The organism is Rhizobium sp. R634, assembly GCF_002211305.1.
In the GTDB taxonomy this organism is placed as follows: domain Bacteria; phylum Pseudomonadota; class Alphaproteobacteria; order Rhizobiales; family Rhizobiaceae; genus Rhizobium.
In genome coordinates this window covers 193,839-209,989 of the sequence record NZ_LOKW01000006.1, presented here as the reverse complement: position 1 = coordinate 209,989, position 16,151 = coordinate 193,839, and the positions used below count along the sequence as shown (strand labels likewise).

The window sequence follows — 16,151 nt, the reverse complement described above, 5'->3', positions numbered from 1 at the left end:
TCGGAATGCCAATATATAGAGGAAAACGCCAATAACATAAATGGGTGCCGCCGCCATGGTTTTTTAGCATGGCTGTTCGCCATCACGATCATGTCACCGGCGATGTCACCCCTCGGCGACCTTTGCGTAGAAGGCCAGCACCGCCTGTTTGAAAACCTTGTCGCCGACGGCGAGCATATGATCGCGGCCGGGAATATCGAGCGCTTCGGCATTCGGCATCAGCGCCGCCAGTTCCTGCGGCGAACCGGCGATATCATCCTTCGTGCCGACGCCGATCAGAGTGGGCATGTCGAGCCTGCCCATGTCCGATCGGGCGACGAGATCACGCGAGCCGCGAATGCAGACGGCAAGGGCGACGCGGTCGCTCTTCGTCTGCTCGGCGAAGGCGCGGAACATCCGGCCGCGGGCATGCGTCACCTCGTCGAGCGAGGGAGCAAGCAGCGCATCGGCGATCGGGTCCCAGTCGCCGACGCCGTCGGTCATGCCGATGCCGAGGCCCCCGAGCACAAGGGACCGGACACGATGCGGATTGGCGAGCGCCGTAAAGACCGAAATGCGCGCGCCCATCGAATAGCCCATGATATTGGCCTCCGGGATGCCGAGATGATCGAGCAAGGCGATCGCGTCGCCGGCCATGACCCAGGGGCGATAGGCTTCGGCGTCGTGCGGCTTGTCGCTTGCGCCATGACCGCGATTGTCGATGGCGATCACCCGATAGCCGGCATCCCCCAACGTCTTCAGCCAGCCCGGATGCACCCAGTTGACGTTCGCCGTCGAGGCGAAACCGTGGATCAACAAGACAGGCACGCCGGACGGATCGCCTTCGTCGAAAAAGGCAAGTTTCAATCCATCATGGGTGAAGCTTGAAAAGGCGGGCGTGTTCAGGTTCATCGGGTCTTCCTTTTTGGCGCGACCATAATCGAGCCGCCAGTCAGCGTGAAGCCAAAAACTGTGCCCAAAAACTGTGACCGGCTCGGCGCTTTGGCTCTACACATTTGCGGCGAAGGCTTATAAAGTCCGCCCACATTTCTAAGCATTCGGAGAGCAATATGGCCGGCCACAACATCCCCCACTTCCAGAATGACGGCGGTCACCGCGTTATCGAAGTCGGCGTCAAGGAATTCATGTGCACCGGTGCCTCGGCTCCCTTCGACCACCCGCATATCTTCATCGACATGGGCGACGACAACGAGAAAGTCTGTTCCTACTGCTCGACGCTCTATCGCTTCAATTCCTCGCTCAAGCCCAGCCAGACCAATCCGGCCGGTTGCGTCTTTCACGTGAAGGCGGCGTAATCCGTCCAGAATCTGGATCGGACAGACAATGCCTGCCGAACATGCCGCCATCATCGGCGCCGGTATATCAGGACTGGCCGCGGCCCTTTCGCTTTCGCGTCGCGGCATCAGCTCGGAAATCTTCGAGCAGGCAGGCGAACTCACCGAGGTCGGCGCCGGGCTGCAGGTATCGCCGAATGCTTCCCGCATCCTTGACGAACTCGGCATTCTGGAAGGGCTGTCGAAGGTCTGGCTCGAGCCGGACACGATCCGGCTGATATCGGGCAGTTCGCTGCGCCAGCTTGCGGCGGTGCCGTCGGGCAAATTCGCGCGGGAACGCTGGGGGGCGCCCTATGGCGTCCTGCATCGCACGACATTGCAGAAGGCCCTGCTGGCTGCGGTCGAGGCCGATCCGCTTTGCCGGCTTCATCTCGGCGTGCGGATCGAGGCTGGCCTGCCGCCGCTGGAGCGCGCCGCCGATCTCGTCATCGGCGCGGACGGTGTCTGGTCAAAGCTCCGGCAATCCGTTCCCGGCAGCCCCTCGCCGCGTTTTTCCGGCAATATCGCCTACCGCTTCACCATTGCCGAAGCGGAAGCGCCCGCCTTTCTCGATCGGACATCCGTCTCGGCCTTTCTCGGCGGCTCGGCGCATCTCGTCAGCTATCCCTTGAAGGAAACCGGCAGCTTCAACATGGTGGCGATCACCGCCGGCAACCTCGCGCCGCAGACCTGGCAAAGTGAGCCGACGGCCGAGCAGCGCGTGCAGCTGCGGAAGCGTCTTTCCGGCTGGAACGCCGCCATCCTGTCGCTGTTCGAAAGACAGGCGAACCTGACCTTCTGGCCGCTGTTCGAAACCACCGCAGGCGCGTGGCACGATGGCCGAAGGACAGTGCTGATCGGCGACGCCGCCCATGCGATGATGCCATTTGCCGCGCAGGGCGCGGCGATGGCGATCGAAGACGCTTACGAGCTTGCCGGCTTTCTTTCGGACCGCCCGATATCGGAAGCGCTGGCGCTTTTCGAAAAACATCGCGCGCCGCGCATCGCAAGGCTTCGCCAGCGCGGCGCCTTCAACCAGTTCGCCTATCATGCCAAGGGGCCGATCCGGATCGGCCGCGATCTCGTGCTCGGCCTCAAGCCGCCGCAAAGCCTGGCGGCGGATCTCGACTGGATCTACGGCTACAAGGCCGTGCGCCTGCCCTAAGGCGCCGCGGTCAGACGGCGCTTGCGGCGGCAAAACCCCGTTCGATATCGGCCTTGAGGTCGGCCACATCCTCGATGCCGATCTGCAGACGGATGACTGGGCCTTCCGTCGGCGCCTTGGCGACCTTGCGGTCGTTGAGGTTGGCGTGCAAAGCGAGGCTTTCGAAGCCGCCCCAGGAATAGCCGAGACCGAAAACCTGAAGCGCGTCGAGGAAGGCGTGCGCCTTCGCCCTGGACTTCTCGGGACTGCCCGCGGCAAGCACGAAGGAGAAGATGCCGCTCGCACCCTTGAAGTCGCGCTTCCAGATATGGTGGGAGGGAAAACTCGGCAGGGCCGGATGCAGCACGCGGGCGACGTCCTCCCTGCCCTCCAGCCATTCGGCGATCGCGAGCGCGCTTCCATAATGCCGCTCGAGGCGCAGGCCCATGGTGCGCAGTCCGCGCAGGATCTGATAGGCATCGTCGGGAGCGCCGCAGATGCCGAGCGCGCCGTTCGCCTCCTTCAGCCGCTCCCAGTGCTCGGCATTGGCCGAAACCGTTCCAAGCAGGATATCGGAATGGCCGGACGGATATTTGGTCGCCGCATGGATGGAAATGTCGACGCCGTGATCGAGCGGCCTGAAATAGAGCGGCGTCGCCCAGGTATTGTCCATCATGACGACGGCGCCGTGGCGGTGCGCAACCGCCGAGATCGCCGGAATATCCTGCATCTCGAAGGTATTGGATCCGGGCGCCTCGGTGTGGACGATCTTGGTGTTCGGCCGGAACAGCGCTTCGATGCCGGCGCCGATCGACGGGTCATAATATTCTACATCGACGCCGAGACGCTTCAGCATCGTATCGCAGAAATGACGGGTCGGGCCGTAAACCGAATCGACGACGAGCGCATGGTCGCCAGTGGCGACGAAACCTAGGAACGGAATGGTGACGGCCGCAAGGCCCGACGGAACGAGGATCGTGCCGGCCGAACCTTCAAGTGCGTCGATCGCCTCGCAGAGCGCATCCGTCGTCGGCGTGCCGCGGGTGGCGTATGTGTATTTTTGCGCCCGCGTCTCCATCGTGCGGGCATTCGGAAACAGCACCGTCGAAGCATGCACGACCGGCGGATTGACGAAGCCGTGATAATCGAATGGATCGTTGCCGATATGGGTCAGGCGGGTGTTGATGCCGGCGTTCTGCAGCAAACTGTCTTTATCTTTCATGTCGGAAATGGCCTTTGGCGAAGGAGCGCGAAAGCGAACATTTGGACGCCTCGCCGGTTCCGGTCAACCCCTCGAGGACAGCGAACAGGCAACGCGCCGTTTTCACGAAATTTTGGATTTTCGCGTTATTTTTCCGCAAGAGACCGCCTATTTGGTAGCCAGCAGCCCAGGAATGCGGCGCAATATACCAAAATCCCGAAATTTGCCGCAATTATTGATGGCGACACTTGACCATGGTGACATTTGCGACTGTGATAGAGTCACTCGCGCCGGGAGGGTGTCGAGACAATGGGGGCGGCAGAGTTTTTCGCCGGAACTCCCCACAAGAAAAGATAAGACAACGGAAAAGGTTGGGAAAAAATGAAGAACAAGCTTCTGTCGGCCGCGATCGGCGCAGCAGTTTTCGCTCTTGGCACCTCGGCTGCTTCAGCCACGACCCTTGGAGATGTAAAGGCAAAGGGTTTCATTCAGTGCGGCGTCAACACCGGTCTCGCCGGCTTTGCCGCGCCTGACGCTTCCGGCAATTGGGCCGGCTTCGACGTCGACTTCTGCAAGGCTGTCGCCGCTGCCGTCTTCGGCGACCCCACCAAGGTGAAGTTCACCCCCTTGAGCGCCGCCAATCGCTTTCCGGCTCTTCAGTCCGGCGAAATCGACGTGCTCGCCCGTAACACGACCTGGTCGATCAACCGCGACACCGCTCTCGGCCTGAACTTCCGTTTCGTCAACTACTATGACGGCCAGGGCTTCATGGTCCGCAAGAGCCTGAACGTGAAGTCGGCGCTCGAACTCTCCGGCGCGTCCGTGTGCGTGCAGTCGGGTACGACCACGGAACTCAACCTCGCCGACTACTTCAAGGCGAACAACCTTCAGTACAACCCCGTCGTCTTCGAAAAGCTGGACGAGGTCAATGCCGCCTATGATGCCGGCCGCTGCGACGTCTACACGACCGACCAGTCCGGTCTCTATTCGCTGCGCCTGACGCTGAAGAACCCGGACGAACATACGATCCTGCCGGAAATCATCTCCAAGGAGCCGCTCGCTCCGGCCGTTCGCCAGGGTGACGACCAGTGGTTCGATATCGTCAGCTGGGTCGGCTATGCCATGATCAATGCCGAAGAATTCGGCATCACTCAGGCGAATGTCGACGACATGAAGAACTCGCCGAACCCTGACATCAAGCGCTTCCTGGGCGTCGAGGCCGATACCAAGATCGGCACCGATCTCGGCCTGGCCAACGACTGGGCCTACAACATCGTCAAGAACGTCGGCAATTACGGCGAAACCTTCGAACGCAACATCGGCCAGGGCAGCCAGCTGAAGATCGCACGCGGTCTCAACGCTCTCTGGAACAAGGGCGGCATTCAGTACGCACCGCCGGTTCGCTGAGCGGCATCACGCATGAAAGCCGGAAGGGCGGGCGACCGCCTTTCCTCCTCCTATAAAAAAGCTCCGAAAAGGAGCGCATAACGTGGGGAATTGGCCAGGTATGACGCACCAGATTGCGGGTTCAACACCTATACCCAGGAGTGGCTGGAGTTTTCAGTCCGCCCTCTACGACCCGAGAGTTCGGGGTATCTTCTTCCAAGTTCTTACCATCGTGTTGCTGGTCACCTTCGTGTGGTGGGTCGCGCACAATACTGCCGTCAATCTGGCGCGCGCCAACATCGCATCGGGCTTCGGCTTCCTGAACGGCCGCGCCGGCTTCGAAGTCGGCCAGTCGCTGATCGCCTATTCAAGCGATTCGACCTACGGCCGGGCGCTGCTGGTCGGCCTGCTGAACACGCTGCTGATCGCCGTTACCGGCATCATCACCGCTACCATCATCGGCTTCATCGTCGGCGTTGGCCGTCTATCGCGGAATTGGCTGATTGCCAAGCTGTGCACGGTTTATGTGGAAGTGTTTCGCAATATTCCGCCGCTGCTCGTGATCTTCTTCTGGTATTCCGGCGTTCTGGCGGTTCTGCCAAACGCGCGCGAGTCGCTGCATCTGCCTTTCGGATCGTATCTCAACAATCGCGGCCTTTCCTTCCCCAAGCCGATTTTCGGTGAAGCTTTCTGGCTCGTCGGCGTCGCCTTCGTCATCGCGATCGTCGCCGTCATCGTGACGGCTCGATGGGCGCATCGCCGGCAGGCAGCAACAGGTCAGCCGTTCCATACGATCTGGGTTTCGACCGGACTGCTGATCGGCCTGCCGCTTGTTGCGTTCCTGCTCGCAGGCATGCCGCTTTCCTTCGATTATCCGATCGCGGGCAAATTCAACCTCACCGGCGGTTCCATCGTCGGGCCGGAGTTCATGTCCCTCTTCCTGGCGCTTTCCTTCTATACCGCGGCCTTCATCGCCGAGATCGTGCGCGCGGGCATTCGCGGTGTGCCGAAGGGACAGACGGAAGCTGCGGCCGCACTTGGGCTGCATCCCTCGTCGATCACTCGCCTCGTCGTGATCCCGCAGGCCTTTCGCATCATCATTCCGCCGCTGAGCAGCCAGTATCTCAATCTCACCAAGAACTCGTCACTGGCGATCGCCATCGGTTTTGCCGATCTCGTCGCGGTCGGCAGCACGACGCTGAACCAGACCGGTCAGTCCGTCGAGGTGATTCTCATCTGGATGGTCATCTATCTCAGCCTCAGTATCGTGACCTCGCTGTTCATGAACTGGTTCAATGCCAAGATGGCGCTGGTGGAGAGATAAATGAGCAACAGTTTCGTCAGAACCGCCATGCTGGCGCCGGAGCCGCCTCCCGCGGGAGAAAAGGGTGCCGGAGCCTGGATCCGCCGCAACCTGCTTGCGACACCGACGGACATGGTCCTTACCATCGTGGCCCTGGTCTTTCTTTCCTGGGCTCTCTTTCATGCGATCGACTGGCTCTTCGTGCAGGCGGTCTGGACCGGGTCGGATCGCACCTTCTGCGCCACGACCGTTCAGGGCGGCATTCAGCCGGACGGTTGGAATGGTGCATGTTGGGCCTTCATCAACGCCAAGTTCGACCAGATCATCTACGGTGGCTACCCGATCGACGAACGTTGGCGGCCGACACTGGTCGGCATTCTCTTCGTACTCCTGCTGGTTCCGATGCTCATCCCTTCGGCGCCGCACAAGGGCCTGAACGCCATTCTGCTCTTCATCGTGCTGCCGATCGTTTCCTTCGTTCTGCTGTACGGTGGATTCGGCCTGGAAGTCGTCGAGACTCCGCGCTGGGGCGGACTGATGGTGACGCTGGTGCTCTCCTTCGTCGGCATCGCGGTCTCCTTCCCACTCGGCATTATCCTGGCGCTCGGAAGGCGCTCGCAGATGCCTGTTATCCGTACGGTCTGCATCATCTTCATCGAAGTCGTCCGCGGCGTGCCCCTAATTACCGTCCTCTTCATGGCGAGCGTCATGCTGCCGCTTTTCCTGCCGGCCGGCTGGACGGTCGACAAGCTCCTGCGCGCGATCATCGGCGTATCGATCTTCGCCTCCGCCTATATGGCTGAGGTTATCCGCGGCGGTCTGCAAGCAATTCCCAAGGGTCAGTTCGAGGGTGCGGATTCGCTCGGCCTCGGCTACTGGCAGAAGATGCGGCTGATCATCCTGCCGCAGGCGATCAAGCTGGTGATCCCGGGCATCGTCAACACTTTCATCGGCATGTTCAAGGATACCTCCCTGGTGTCGATCATCAGCATGTACGACCTGCTCGGCATCGTTCGCTTCTTCTTCACCGATCCGAATTGGGCAACCGCAGTAACGCCGCTGACGGGACTGATCTTCGCCGGCTTCGCCTTCTGGCTTTTCTGCTTCGGCATGTCGCGCTATTCGGCGTTCATCGAACGTCACCTCGACACCGGCCACAAACGATAAAATGAGGGAAAACAATCATGGCTGAAGCTCCAGCTAAAAAGCTCACCGTTTCCGCAACGGAAGTGGCGATCGAAATCATCAACATGAACAAGTGGTACGGTGATTTCCATGTGCTGCGCGACATCAATCTGAAGGTCATGCGCGGCGAGCGCATCGTCATTGCCGGCCCGTCGGGTTCCGGCAAGTCGACGATGATCCGCTGCATCAACCGCCTGGAAGAGCACCAGAAGGGCAAGATCATCGTCGACGGCACCGAGCTCACCAACGATCTGAAGAAGATCGACGAGGTCAGGCGCGAAGTCGGCATGGTGTTCCAGCACTTCAACCTCTTCCCGCATCTGACGATCCTGGAAAACTGCACGCTGGCGCCGATCTGGGTGCGCAAGATGCCGAAGAAGCAGGCGGAAGAAATCGCCATGCACTTCCTCAAGCGCGTCAAGATCCCGGAGCAGGCCAACAAGTACCCGGGCCAGCTCTCCGGCGGCCAGCAGCAGCGCGTGGCGATTGCCCGCTCGTTGTGCATGAACCCGAAGATCATGCTGTTCGACGAGCCGACCTCGGCGCTCGACCCTGAAATGATCAAGGAAGTGCTCGACACCATGGTGGGCCTCGCCGAAGAAGGCATGACCATGCTCTGCGTCACCCATGAAATGGGCTTTGCCCGCCAGGTCGCCAACCGCGTCATCTTCATGGACCAGGGGCAGATCGTCGAACAGAATTCGCCGGCCGAGTTCTTCGACAATCCGCAGCACGAGCGCACCAAGCTGTTCCTCAGCCAGATCCTGCATTAAGTCTCGAGCTGAAGCTTTCCAAAAGACCCGCCGCGCCTCCCGGTTCGGCGGGTCTTTGCGTTCAGCGGGACGCCGACGCCTGCAACAGGCTGCAGAGACCGGCAAGGCCTGAATCACCGCCGCCAGAGGAGATGTCGACGCAACGGATGAGCATCTTGCGCCGCTGGTCGGCTGGCATGGCGCGGAAGGCATCCAGCGTGCGGGCCTGCGATGCGCTGACGGCGCCATCAGGCGCAGCAGTTGTCATACGTTTCGCCTCATTCACGTCGCCAATGGCAAGATCGGTGTTCACGCCGTTTCCGCCACCAACTGACGCCGTGGCGCCACCAACTGACGCCGTGGCTTTGGCATCGATGCCGTTGGAGCCGCCGGTCCGGGTGTTGATATCGCCGTTGACGCCGCGGCCGCCGCCGAGCCTAGCTTTGGCGCGAGTCCCGAGACCGTCGCCGCCGCCGATTCCGGCATTGACGTCGGCATCGATACCGCGACTGCCGCCGGCGCTGGCGTTCGCATCCGCGTTGATGCCGCTCGAGCCGCCAATGGACGCATTGGCCGTTGCATCAACGCCGTTTCCGCCGCCGAGCGAAGCCCCGACATCGGCGCTGGCGGCATTCCCCGCGTTCACAGACACGCCGATGTCGAGCGCATGTGCCTGACCTGCCGGCATGGCAAGGGCCGCGCAGACGGACGCAAGCAGGGCAACTGGCAGTCTAAGGTGCATATGGGTCATGATCTTCCTCCGTTTCCATGTGCCGAACAGTGTCCGGCAGCCGAAAATCGAGGAACGCGCGTGCCTTCGATCGATCGGACGCCTGCTCTCCAGGACGTCCATGCCAAGCCAACGTGAAGGAGTAATCAATGTTTCCTGTCGGCGCTTCTCGAACCGGCGCGACGGCCGAAAATAACCAATAGTGGTTATCACAAGGCAAGCGGCGCGGAAACGACTGTGCCAAAAGCAGACATCCGAGGCAAATCCCGGCCTATATCGCGGCCCTGTCGAAAGGATAGCACAAGGATCGCCTCCAATAGGACGATAGCTGGGTCGATCACGCTGGCGGTGGTTATGTCGACCTTTCCTCTCTCCGCTGAGAGGGCAAAAATAAACTTCCGCTCTTCTGGATATGCCTTGCTGGAACGCCATGTTCAGCATGTCCTAATTTACGAAGCCGGAGGTTCACGAATGGGCATTTTCGACAAAATCAAACATGCAATCTTTGGAGAAGCCAAAGCTGCCGAGCCCGCTGCCGCCAGCGCGCCGAAGGCAGAGCCGGTCCAGGCTCCCGTCTCACCGTCGCCCGCGCCCAGCCAGGCGCCGACGGCTTCTCCGGCGCAGAGTAAGGCGGCCCCGACCCCGGCAGCAGCAACAGTCGATATCGTCCCCATCCTCGACGCGGCTGTAAAGAAAAGCGGCCAGAAACTCGACTGGCGTCACTCGATCGTGGACCTGATGAAGGCTGTCGGGATGGATGCGAGCCTCGCCGAACGCAAGGAACTCGCCGCCGAACTCGGCTATACCGGCGACACAAACGATTCCGCGAAGATGAATATGTGGCTGCACAAAGCACTGATGAAGCGGCTCTCGGAAAATGGCGGCAAGGTTCCGGCCGATCTCCTGGATTGAGTGATGACGGATGGCTGCCGCCGTTTTCGGCCGCAGCCATCCGGCCATAGAGGCTCGGACATGCAAATTCTCATTTTCCGGCCGCACGACCAAAAGTCACGCGCCTATGCAGATCCTATTCACAGTCTCCTTGCTCATCAATGCGGGAACCAATAATATCGTACTCGATTACTTCGTATGATCGATCACGGGAGACTGTCCAATGAGATTAATGGCAGCAGTTGGTCTTACGCTCAGCCTGGGCTGTATTTCGGCCGCAGAATCCCCTTCAAACTATCAGTCCTATCATGGCGGCATCCGGGTCGACACCGACCCCGTGCTCCTCGCACGATACGACAAGGCGCTTCAACGCTGCGTGCCGGAAGCAAGCTCATTGCGCAGAGGCTCACCGGATCCACAGAGCCTGGAATACAATGCGGCGCTGAGAAGCTGCCTCTACAGGTACAGCTTCGTCGATAGAGGCGTCTACGCCTATCCCATCCCCAAGGTCTATTTCGATCATTTCTTGGATCGCTGAGAAGAAGCTCTCGGCTACGACATCAGCAATTTATTCCACCTTTCAGCGAAATCAGTAGTTGCACTTTGTCGCATAGTGGTCATAGGACGGCCGCGACAAAGAGAGATGACTGACGTTTTGATGCGGAAACGAGAATTGATGGCCGCGGTCGCGCTTGGAGTTATTCATGGAGGGCGGGCGATGGCGGCGTTAAATAAAAGCGTGGATGTTGCGGCGCTCGCGGTCCTGAGACCCGGGATGCCGATGGCGAAAGTCCAGGCAGCGATGGGGTCGGCGTGGAAGCCACTTCCCGCGCATAAAGGCGGCAAGATCGATCTGCTTGAGAACAGCCATGGATTCGTTGCATGGATTGATCAGAACGGCTTCATCGGAATGCTCAATTACGATCATCGCTTTCTGCGTCCCGTCGAAGGGATCGCCATGGGAATGAAGATCGAACAGCTACGCGCAGCCATGCCATCTCTCAAGATCGGAGACGATATTCCGATGATGCGAGGCGTGCGTATGGGCATGCGGCACTATCCGGAGGGTTACACTTTGCGGGTCCGCCTCACGCTGGAGACCGTCAACGAAATCGGCTTTTCCAACCCGGCGGCGGAATATCCGGAGCCGACGGAACCACCTTATCCGGCGGCAGCAGGCATCCCCGGCGCGCCATTTGCCGACCCAAATCTCAAGCTCGTCGTGCTGTCATCGCTTCTCGACGCTAAGCAGATTGATCTTGGAACCCCGGCACAGCTTGCGACCCACCTCCTCGGCCGGGCCGTCGATCTTGAGCACGAAGGCTATGAAATCATGCCCGAGGCGCAGGATTATCTGGCGCGATATCCGCTGACTGACGAGTTGCTTGCCACGGTAGAGGAAATCGCCTTCGACGGTGGAGGAAGCGTCTATAGGTACGTCTGGTATTTCTGGGACGGCGAGGACGATGTCTTCAACGTCACCGACCTCTCAGGGATCGAGCTTTGCAGGAATCTCAAAAGCTTTTCCGCAATCTCGATGATCGGAAAGATCGACATTCAAACGCTTCTGTCATTTGAGAGACTGGAGTATCTGAGTCTCAGCACCGGGGCAGACCATATCGAAACGCTGCTCGAGCTGCCGACGCTGAAAGAAGTGAGAGTTCTCGACGACGAGATTTATGACGAGGTCACAAAGGTGGGGACACCAGCGAGGCGTGTCTTCGATACGCTGAAGGACCGCGGAGTGCGCGTGTGGGTACACTGGGTCTCTGCCACGGAGCCCACGCCGCCTGCCTTCGAATGACCCGATCGGCAATACAGCAACGTCGGTCCGCATCCGCATGAGAGCGTGGTTTAAATCACCTACGTCTTCAGTATGAACAACGAAAAGATGGCGACCCCTGCAGGAATCGAACCTGCGACAACCTGCTTAGAAGGCAGGTGCTCTATCCAGCTGAGCTAAGGGGCCGTTGCTGGCCGCGCTCGGGAAGCGCGACCGGATGCGGCATATGTGGACGAGAAATCTCAGTGCGTCCACGGCTGCGTACGGGTATAACGGAAATTATCCGGATAGGCGACGACCTGGCGGGCCGGATCTTTCGGCGCGATGACACGGTATTCGATGCCGTTGCGCTGGGCGTAGGCTTCCGCAAGCGCCTGCGTCTCGAAGGTGAGCTTCACCTGCTGGCGCGTGTCGCGAGAAGAAGTATAGCCCATCATCGGATCGATCTTGCGCGGTGACTCCTGATCGAATTCGAGCACCCAAAGATGGGTCTTTGCCTTGCCGGACTGCATGGCGGTCTTGGCTGGACGATAGATCTTGGCAGACATGACTGCGGCGTCTCCGAAAATAGGGTCTCGATCCCGTTGCCGGGCCTTTGCTTCACCACGAAGGGATAATGCAAAGAGATGAATTTTGCTTATCCGCGAATCCCCCGTTTTTCAAGAAAAAAGGCGGCTGGTGATACCGGCGCAGGTTTCGCCTTGTGGCAGGCGGCGTGGGGAAAAAGTCAGTCTTGGCGGCTGAAGTCGCTGGGGATATGTTTCCCCAGCCCGGCCCCGCAACACCTTGAAATGCGGGAGATTCGGGGGTCGAGTTCCCGAATGTTACCGGCTGTCTCATGTTGTGATTGCAACGAGATTGCCGCACACAACGCTCGGCACTAGTTTACGCCCCAGTCGGGTTCAGCGGATTTGCAGTTATGATGAGACGTTCGGCAGAGTTCAATGCGATTGTGATCGGCGCTGTCATTACGGCCTTCTTCTACGTTGCCATCAGCTACGCACAATATATCGGCCTGATCGGTCAGGGCTGAGACGTCCGATCGCGCCTTGAGGGCGCTAAACAGGTCGCATCATCAAGTTTTTCTGTGGGGCATCCACATCCAGGCGAGGAATCTCCTGGCCGGGCAGGTTTTATGGGTTGCGACGGCAAAGCGAACCGTGTATTCCCCCTGCCATTCACGGCACGGAGTGTAGCGCAGTCTGGTAGCGCATCTGGTTTGGGACCAGAGGGTCGGGAGTTCGAATCTCTCCACTCCGACCATTCAATATCCTGATATTGTTGAATTCCTTGAGGGCCGCGCGCTCACGCGCCGCCGTCACTTCGCCTTGGTCGTCGTAGCGCTTACGATCCTGTCGCCGGTCTCAATCCCGAGCTTGGCGACGATGCCGGCGTTGAGTTCGACGACGTATTTCACCTCGCCCATCGAATCGATGACGTCGCGCGAATAGGGTTTGGCGTTTTCCTTGATGTGGCGGATCGTACCGGTGTCGTCGGCAAAAAGCATGTCGAGCGGCAGGATGGTGTTTTCCATCCACATGCCGACGCGCCGCGACTGGCCGAAATCGAAGATCATGCCGGCGTCATCGGCCATCGCCTTGCGGAACATCAGGCCGCGCGCACGCTGATCGGCTGACGAGGCGACCTCGACGGTGAAATGCAGCGTCTTGCCCGCGGCGGTCTGGATGAGCAGCGGCTCCTTGTCGAACCGAACCTCCTCCTGGGCCAAAGCTGGCAGGGCGGCGGCCATGAAAAAAAGCGCCAGAATGGCGCTTCTTATCGCATGAAACAGAATGGAGCCGCGCATATCAGTGCGACCGGCTTGCCGGGCTCGGAACGTCAGGATGGATTTCCGCAGCCATGAGGCCCTTTTCGCCGTCGCCGAAGCGCACGAGGACGACCTGGCCGGGGCGCAGTTCCGTCAGGCCGAAGCGGCGGAGCGTCTCCATGTGCACGAAAATGTCTTCCGTACCCTCGCCGCGCGTCAGGAAGCCGAAGCCCTTGGTGCGATTGAACCATTTGACGAGCGCGCGCTCGAGCCCGCTCGTCGCGGTGACCTGCACATGTGTGCGCACCGGCGGCAGTTGCGAGGGATGAACCGCCGTCGACTGATCCATCGAGAGGATCTTGAAGGCCTGGTAGCCGCGCTCGCGGCGCTGGACGAGGGCGACGATGCGCGTTCCCTCAAGGATCGTCTGGTAACCGTCGCGGCGGAGGCAGGTCACGTGCAGGAGAACGTCCTGCATGCCATTATCCGGGACGATGAAGCCGAAACCCTTGGCAACGTCGAACCACTTGACGACCCCGGTGATTTCAACAAGATCGACCGCCTCGCCCGATAGCTCATCGAGATCGGAGTATTGGTTCGATGAAATCCTGTCAGCCATATCGCCAGCCCCTCGAATACGCGTCACACTGTTACGGTTAACTGATTCTTGAAATCAAGATTAACATCTTGGTAACGGATAAGCGCAAGTCCTAGTTTTCGGTTATTCCCAGGTGCACATTTTATAATGATGACTTGCCCGAAGCTGACCACGGCTAGCCGAAAAGGGCCAGCCCCAATAAAGGAGTAAATAGAATGCGTTATCTTCATACTATGGTGCGCGTCAAAGACCTGGACGCCTCGCTCGCCTTTTATACCACCCTTTTCGGCCTGGAAGAGATTCGCCGCCATGAAAACGAGAAGGGCCGCTACACCCTGGTTTTCCTGGCCGCCCGCGACGATGTCGATCGTGCACGCAGCGAAAAGGCACCCTGCCTCGAGCTTACCTACAACTGGGATACGGAGGATTATAGCGGAGGACGCAATTTCGGCCACCTCGCCTATGAGGTCGACGATATCTATGCAACCTGCCAGAAGCTGATGGACAACGGCATCACCATCAACCGGCCGCCGCGCGACGGGAACATGGCTTTCGTGCGCTCGCCGGAAGGCATTTCGATCGAAATCCTGCAGAAGGGCAGCCCTCTTCCGGCCGCCGAACCCTGGGCTTCGATGGGCAATACCGGCGCCTGGTAAGGTTTTTGCCGCAAGGCTTTTGCGAAGCTTGCGGCTTTTGCGATTTCGGGTCCGGCCGGCGCCTTGGCGCTTGCCGCGATCAGGCCCCGCAGGCAATCTCCGACCGACTCGAAGCGGTAAAGGGCGTTTCGGCCCTTTTTCCGCATCAACAGGAGACCGGTCGCTTGCGTAATACTGAGATGCGGATGCCCCTGGCGGGCGCTTTGCTGATCGCCACCTCGGTGCTGGCGCTGGCGGGTTGCGTGTCGAACAAGAAGGCGCTCGATTCCGCCGCAGCCATTCCGGCGGCACCGTCAACTCAGACCGCGGCGTCTCAGCCTGCCACCGCAGCACCTGCAGCGACCGCCAAGCGCTCAATTTACACCGATCCCCGACTCGTGAATGTTTCCGGCGCCCAGGCCGCGCCCCAGGTCGCCGCGCAGGATCCGAATGCCGCCGTCCCGCCTGCGGATCCCGCCGCGGCGGCGCCTGCCAACATCGGCGGTCTCGTCATGCAGTCGACCCGGATCAATGCGCAGGCGATGAGCATCTTCTCCGACCGTCAACCGGCGCCGCAGAACAACAGCACTTCCACGATCATTCAGCCGCAGGGCGCAAACGCTTATGCGCCGGTGGACGGCGTTTCGCCCTCGAGGAGCAGCGTCTATAGCCAGCCGCCCGCACAGGAGCAGCCGGCGGAGCCGGTGCTGCCGCAGCAGTCCTCACAGAATACCAGCACCCAGCTTGCGCCGTTTCAAACCGCCTCGCTGGCAACCGGCAGCATTCAATCCTCGACGATGAACGCACTCTACAGCGCCCCGAAGCAGAACCTGCTCGGCAGCCTTTCCGGTCTCCTGCACAAGGCAGCCCTGCCCGGCATGACGCGCATCGCACCGAACGGGCTGCATCTTCAGAACGACAAGGTCGAGGTCGGCTGCTTCAAACCCAATCTGCTCAATATCATCAAGGCGGCCGAAACCCATTTCGGCCGGCCCGTTGTCGTCACATCAGGCCATCGCGACGAAGAACATAACCGTCTGGTCGGCGGCGCCGACGAATCGATGCACAAAAGCTGCGAAGCCGCCGACATCCAGATCGAGGGCGTCTCGAAATGGGATATTGCCGCCTATATCCGCTCGCTCCCGAACCGCGGCGGCGTCGGCACCTATTGCCACACGGATTCCATTCACGTCGATACCGGCAAAACCCGTGACTGGAACTGGGGCTGCGGCGGCAAACGCGCGCCCATAGCGACCGCAAGAGCGATCTGATCGCCCCAACGCGACAGGGCATAACGCAACGTCAGCTCTATCCCAGATGCCTGCGACAACGCGCGCAAGCTATTGATTCGGCTATCCTAATCCTCTGCTTTATGCCAGCCGAAAGAACTGTCATTTTTTTGAAAAAAATCGAATTTGCCGCTTGCGGGATCGAAAGTGCCTGACTATAAGGGCGCCACCAC

The 16,151-nt window shown here is 60.0% G+C and carries 17 protein-coding genes and 2 tRNA genes; 12 read left to right on the top strand and 7 right to left on the bottom strand.

Going from position 1 to position 16,151, the window contains the following annotated elements:
* Positions 1-105 precede the first annotated feature (105 nt).
* A complete protein-coding gene (locus ATY77_RS10565; RefSeq protein ID WP_088687271.1) occupies positions 106-891 on the bottom strand; it encodes an alpha/beta hydrolase in 786 nt (261 codons plus the stop codon).
* A gap of 158 nt (positions 892-1,049) precedes the next feature.
* On the opposite strand from ATY77_RS10565, the gene ATY77_RS10560 reads away from it, so the two are divergent.
* Together ATY77_RS10560 and ATY77_RS10555 are read left to right on the top strand one after the other, a co-directional pair.
* Entirely contained in the window at positions 1,050-1,295 is a 246-nt protein-coding gene (locus ATY77_RS10560; RefSeq protein WP_008526950.1) for a zinc-finger domain-containing protein, read from the top strand.
* Positions 1,296-1,323: 28 nt separating this feature from the next.
* Positions 1,324-2,478, top strand: a complete 1,155-nt coding sequence (locus ATY77_RS10555) for an FAD-dependent monooxygenase (protein WP_088687270.1) — start codon at positions 1,324-1,326, stop codon at positions 2,476-2,478.
* Positions 2,479-2,488: 10 nt separating this feature from the next.
* Here the strand turns inward: ATY77_RS10555 and ATY77_RS10550 are convergent, their stop codons facing one another.
* Positions 2,489-3,679 (bottom strand): cystathionine beta-lyase, encoded by a 1,191-nt coding sequence (locus ATY77_RS10550; RefSeq protein WP_088687269.1) that lies wholly within the window; start codon positions 3,677-3,679, stop codon positions 2,489-2,491.
* Between the two features lie 360 nt (positions 3,680-4,039).
* On the opposite strand from ATY77_RS10550, the gene ATY77_RS10545 reads away from it, so the two are divergent.
* From ATY77_RS10545 to ATY77_RS10530, 4 genes are all read left to right on the top strand, one after another.
* Positions 4,040-5,065 carry an amino acid ABC transporter substrate-binding protein gene (locus ATY77_RS10545; protein WP_088687268.1) on the top strand — a complete coding sequence of 342 codons (1,026 nt, stop codon included), beginning with the start codon at positions 4,040-4,042 and terminating at the stop codon, positions 5,063-5,065.
* Between the two features lie 100 nt (positions 5,066-5,165).
* Complete coding sequence (locus ATY77_RS10540; RefSeq protein ID WP_088687267.1) at positions 5,166-6,368, top strand: amino acid ABC transporter permease; 1,203 nt, start codon at positions 5,166-5,168, stop codon at positions 6,366-6,368.
* Complete coding sequence (locus ATY77_RS10535; RefSeq protein WP_088687266.1) at positions 6,369-7,514, top strand: amino acid ABC transporter permease; 1,146 nt, start codon at positions 6,369-6,371, stop codon at positions 7,512-7,514. It begins immediately after the preceding gene.
* Positions 7,515-7,531: 17 nt separating this feature from the next.
* Complete coding sequence (locus ATY77_RS10530; RefSeq protein ID WP_064691464.1) at positions 7,532-8,305, top strand: amino acid ABC transporter ATP-binding protein; 774 nt, start codon at positions 7,532-7,534, stop codon at positions 8,303-8,305.
* 61 nt (positions 8,306-8,366) lie between these two features.
* On the opposite strand, the gene ATY77_RS10525 is transcribed toward ATY77_RS10530, so the two are convergent.
* On the bottom strand, positions 8,367-9,035 hold the full coding sequence (locus tag ATY77_RS10525) for a hypothetical protein (RefSeq protein WP_190237619.1): 669 nt from the start codon (positions 9,033-9,035) through the stop codon (positions 8,367-8,369).
* 450 nt (positions 9,036-9,485) lie between these two features.
* Between ATY77_RS10525 and ATY77_RS10520 the strand changes: the two genes are divergently transcribed.
* The 3 genes from ATY77_RS10520 (at position 9,486) to ATY77_RS10510 (ending at position 11,709) form a co-directional block, all read left to right on the top strand.
* Positions 9,486-9,926, top strand: coding sequence for a DUF3597 domain-containing protein (locus ATY77_RS10520; protein WP_088687265.1), 441 nt, complete (start codon positions 9,486-9,488; stop codon positions 9,924-9,926).
* Positions 9,927-10,128: 202 nt separating this feature from the next.
* The gene (locus tag ATY77_RS10515) at positions 10,129-10,443 is read left to right on the top strand and encodes a hypothetical protein (protein WP_088674162.1); all 315 of its coding nucleotides are present in this window, start codon (positions 10,129-10,131) and stop codon (positions 10,441-10,443) included.
* 138 nt (positions 10,444-10,581) lie between these two features.
* Positions 10,582-11,709, top strand: coding sequence for a hypothetical protein (locus ATY77_RS10510; RefSeq protein WP_245314321.1), 1,128 nt, complete (start codon positions 10,582-10,584; stop codon positions 11,707-11,709).
* A gap of 88 nt (positions 11,710-11,797) precedes the next feature.
* Here ATY77_RS10510 and ATY77_RS10505 read toward each other — a convergent pair.
* Together ATY77_RS10505 and ATY77_RS10500 are read right to left on the bottom strand one after the other, a co-directional pair.
* Positions 11,798-11,874: transfer RNA gene (locus tag ATY77_RS10505), tRNA-Arg, on the bottom strand.
* A 56-nt stretch (positions 11,875-11,930) separates the two neighbouring features.
* Positions 11,931-12,236 (bottom strand): ETC complex I subunit, encoded by a 306-nt coding sequence (locus ATY77_RS10500; protein ID WP_088674164.1) that lies wholly within the window; start codon positions 12,234-12,236, stop codon positions 11,931-11,933.
* A 638-nt stretch (positions 12,237-12,874) separates the two neighbouring features.
* Here ATY77_RS10500 and ATY77_RS10495 point away from each other — a divergent pair.
* Positions 12,875-12,951 (top strand) — tRNA-Pro (locus ATY77_RS10495).
* 55 nt (positions 12,952-13,006) lie between these two features.
* On the opposite strand, the gene ATY77_RS10490 is transcribed toward ATY77_RS10495, so the two are convergent.
* Together ATY77_RS10490 and ATY77_RS10485 are read right to left on the bottom strand one after the other, a co-directional pair.
* Positions 13,007-13,495, bottom strand: coding sequence for a DUF192 domain-containing protein (locus ATY77_RS10490; RefSeq protein ID WP_088687263.1), 489 nt, complete (start codon positions 13,493-13,495; stop codon positions 13,007-13,009).
* A 1-nt stretch (position 13,496) separates the two neighbouring features.
* Positions 13,497-14,075, bottom strand: coding sequence for a cold-shock protein (locus ATY77_RS10485; protein WP_088674166.1), 579 nt, complete (start codon positions 14,073-14,075; stop codon positions 13,497-13,499).
* 194 nt (positions 14,076-14,269) lie between these two features.
* On the opposite strand from ATY77_RS10485, the gene gloA reads away from it, so the two are divergent.
* Entirely contained in the window at positions 14,270-14,710 is a 441-nt protein-coding gene (gene gloA, locus ATY77_RS10480; protein ID WP_088687262.1) for a lactoylglutathione lyase, read from the top strand.
* 164 nt (positions 14,711-14,874) lie between these two features.
* On the top strand, positions 14,875-15,960 hold the full coding sequence (locus ATY77_RS10475; protein WP_088687303.1) for a D-Ala-D-Ala carboxypeptidase family metallohydrolase: 1,086 nt from the start codon (positions 14,875-14,877) through the stop codon (positions 15,958-15,960).
* Positions 15,961-16,151: the final 191 nt, after the last annotated feature.

Bases quoted from the DNA above. Each gene is read 5' to 3' on its own strand.
- ATY77_RS10560 (WP_008526950.1), top strand. From the start codon at position 1,050: ATGGCCGGCCACAACATCCCCCACTTCCAGAATGACGGCGGTCACCGC.
- ATY77_RS10565 (WP_088687271.1), bottom strand. From the start codon at position 891: ATGAACCTGAACACGCCCGCCTTTTCAAGCTTCACCCATGATGGATTG.
- ATY77_RS10550 (WP_088687269.1), bottom strand. From the start codon at position 3,679: ATGAAAGATAAAGACAGTTTGCTGCAGAACGCCGGCATCAACACCCGC.
- ATY77_RS10520 (WP_088687265.1), top strand. From the start codon at position 9,486: ATGGGCATTTTCGACAAAATCAAACATGCAATCTTTGGAGAAGCCAAA.
- ATY77_RS10555 (WP_088687270.1), top strand. From the start codon at position 1,324: ATGCCTGCCGAACATGCCGCCATCATCGGCGCCGGTATATCAGGACTG.
- ATY77_RS10490 (WP_088687263.1), bottom strand. From the start codon at position 13,495: ATGCGCGGCTCCATTCTGTTTCATGCGATAAGAAGCGCCATTCTGGCG.
- ATY77_RS10500 (WP_088674164.1), bottom strand. From the start codon at position 12,236: ATGTCTGCCAAGATCTATCGTCCAGCCAAGACCGCCATGCAGTCCGGC.
- ATY77_RS10545 (WP_088687268.1), top strand. From the start codon at position 4,040: ATGAAGAACAAGCTTCTGTCGGCCGCGATCGGCGCAGCAGTTTTCGCT.
- ATY77_RS10535 (WP_088687266.1), top strand. From the start codon at position 6,369: ATGAGCAACAGTTTCGTCAGAACCGCCATGCTGGCGCCGGAGCCGCCT.
- ATY77_RS10530 (WP_064691464.1), top strand. From the start codon at position 7,532: ATGGCTGAAGCTCCAGCTAAAAAGCTCACCGTTTCCGCAACGGAAGTG.
- ATY77_RS10510 (WP_245314321.1), top strand. From the start codon at position 10,582: ATGGCCGCGGTCGCGCTTGGAGTTATTCATGGAGGGCGGGCGATGGCG.
- gloA (WP_088687262.1), top strand. From the start codon at position 14,270: ATGCGTTATCTTCATACTATGGTGCGCGTCAAAGACCTGGACGCCTCG.
- ATY77_RS10525 (WP_190237619.1), bottom strand. From the start codon at position 9,035: ATGACCCATATGCACCTTAGACTGCCAGTTGCCCTGCTTGCGTCCGTC.
- ATY77_RS10485 (WP_088674166.1), bottom strand. From the start codon at position 14,075: ATGGCTGACAGGATTTCATCGAACCAATACTCCGATCTCGATGAGCTA.
- ATY77_RS10540 (WP_088687267.1), top strand. From the start codon at position 5,166: ATGACGCACCAGATTGCGGGTTCAACACCTATACCCAGGAGTGGCTGG.
- ATY77_RS10515 (WP_088674162.1), top strand. From the start codon at position 10,129: ATGAGATTAATGGCAGCAGTTGGTCTTACGCTCAGCCTGGGCTGTATT.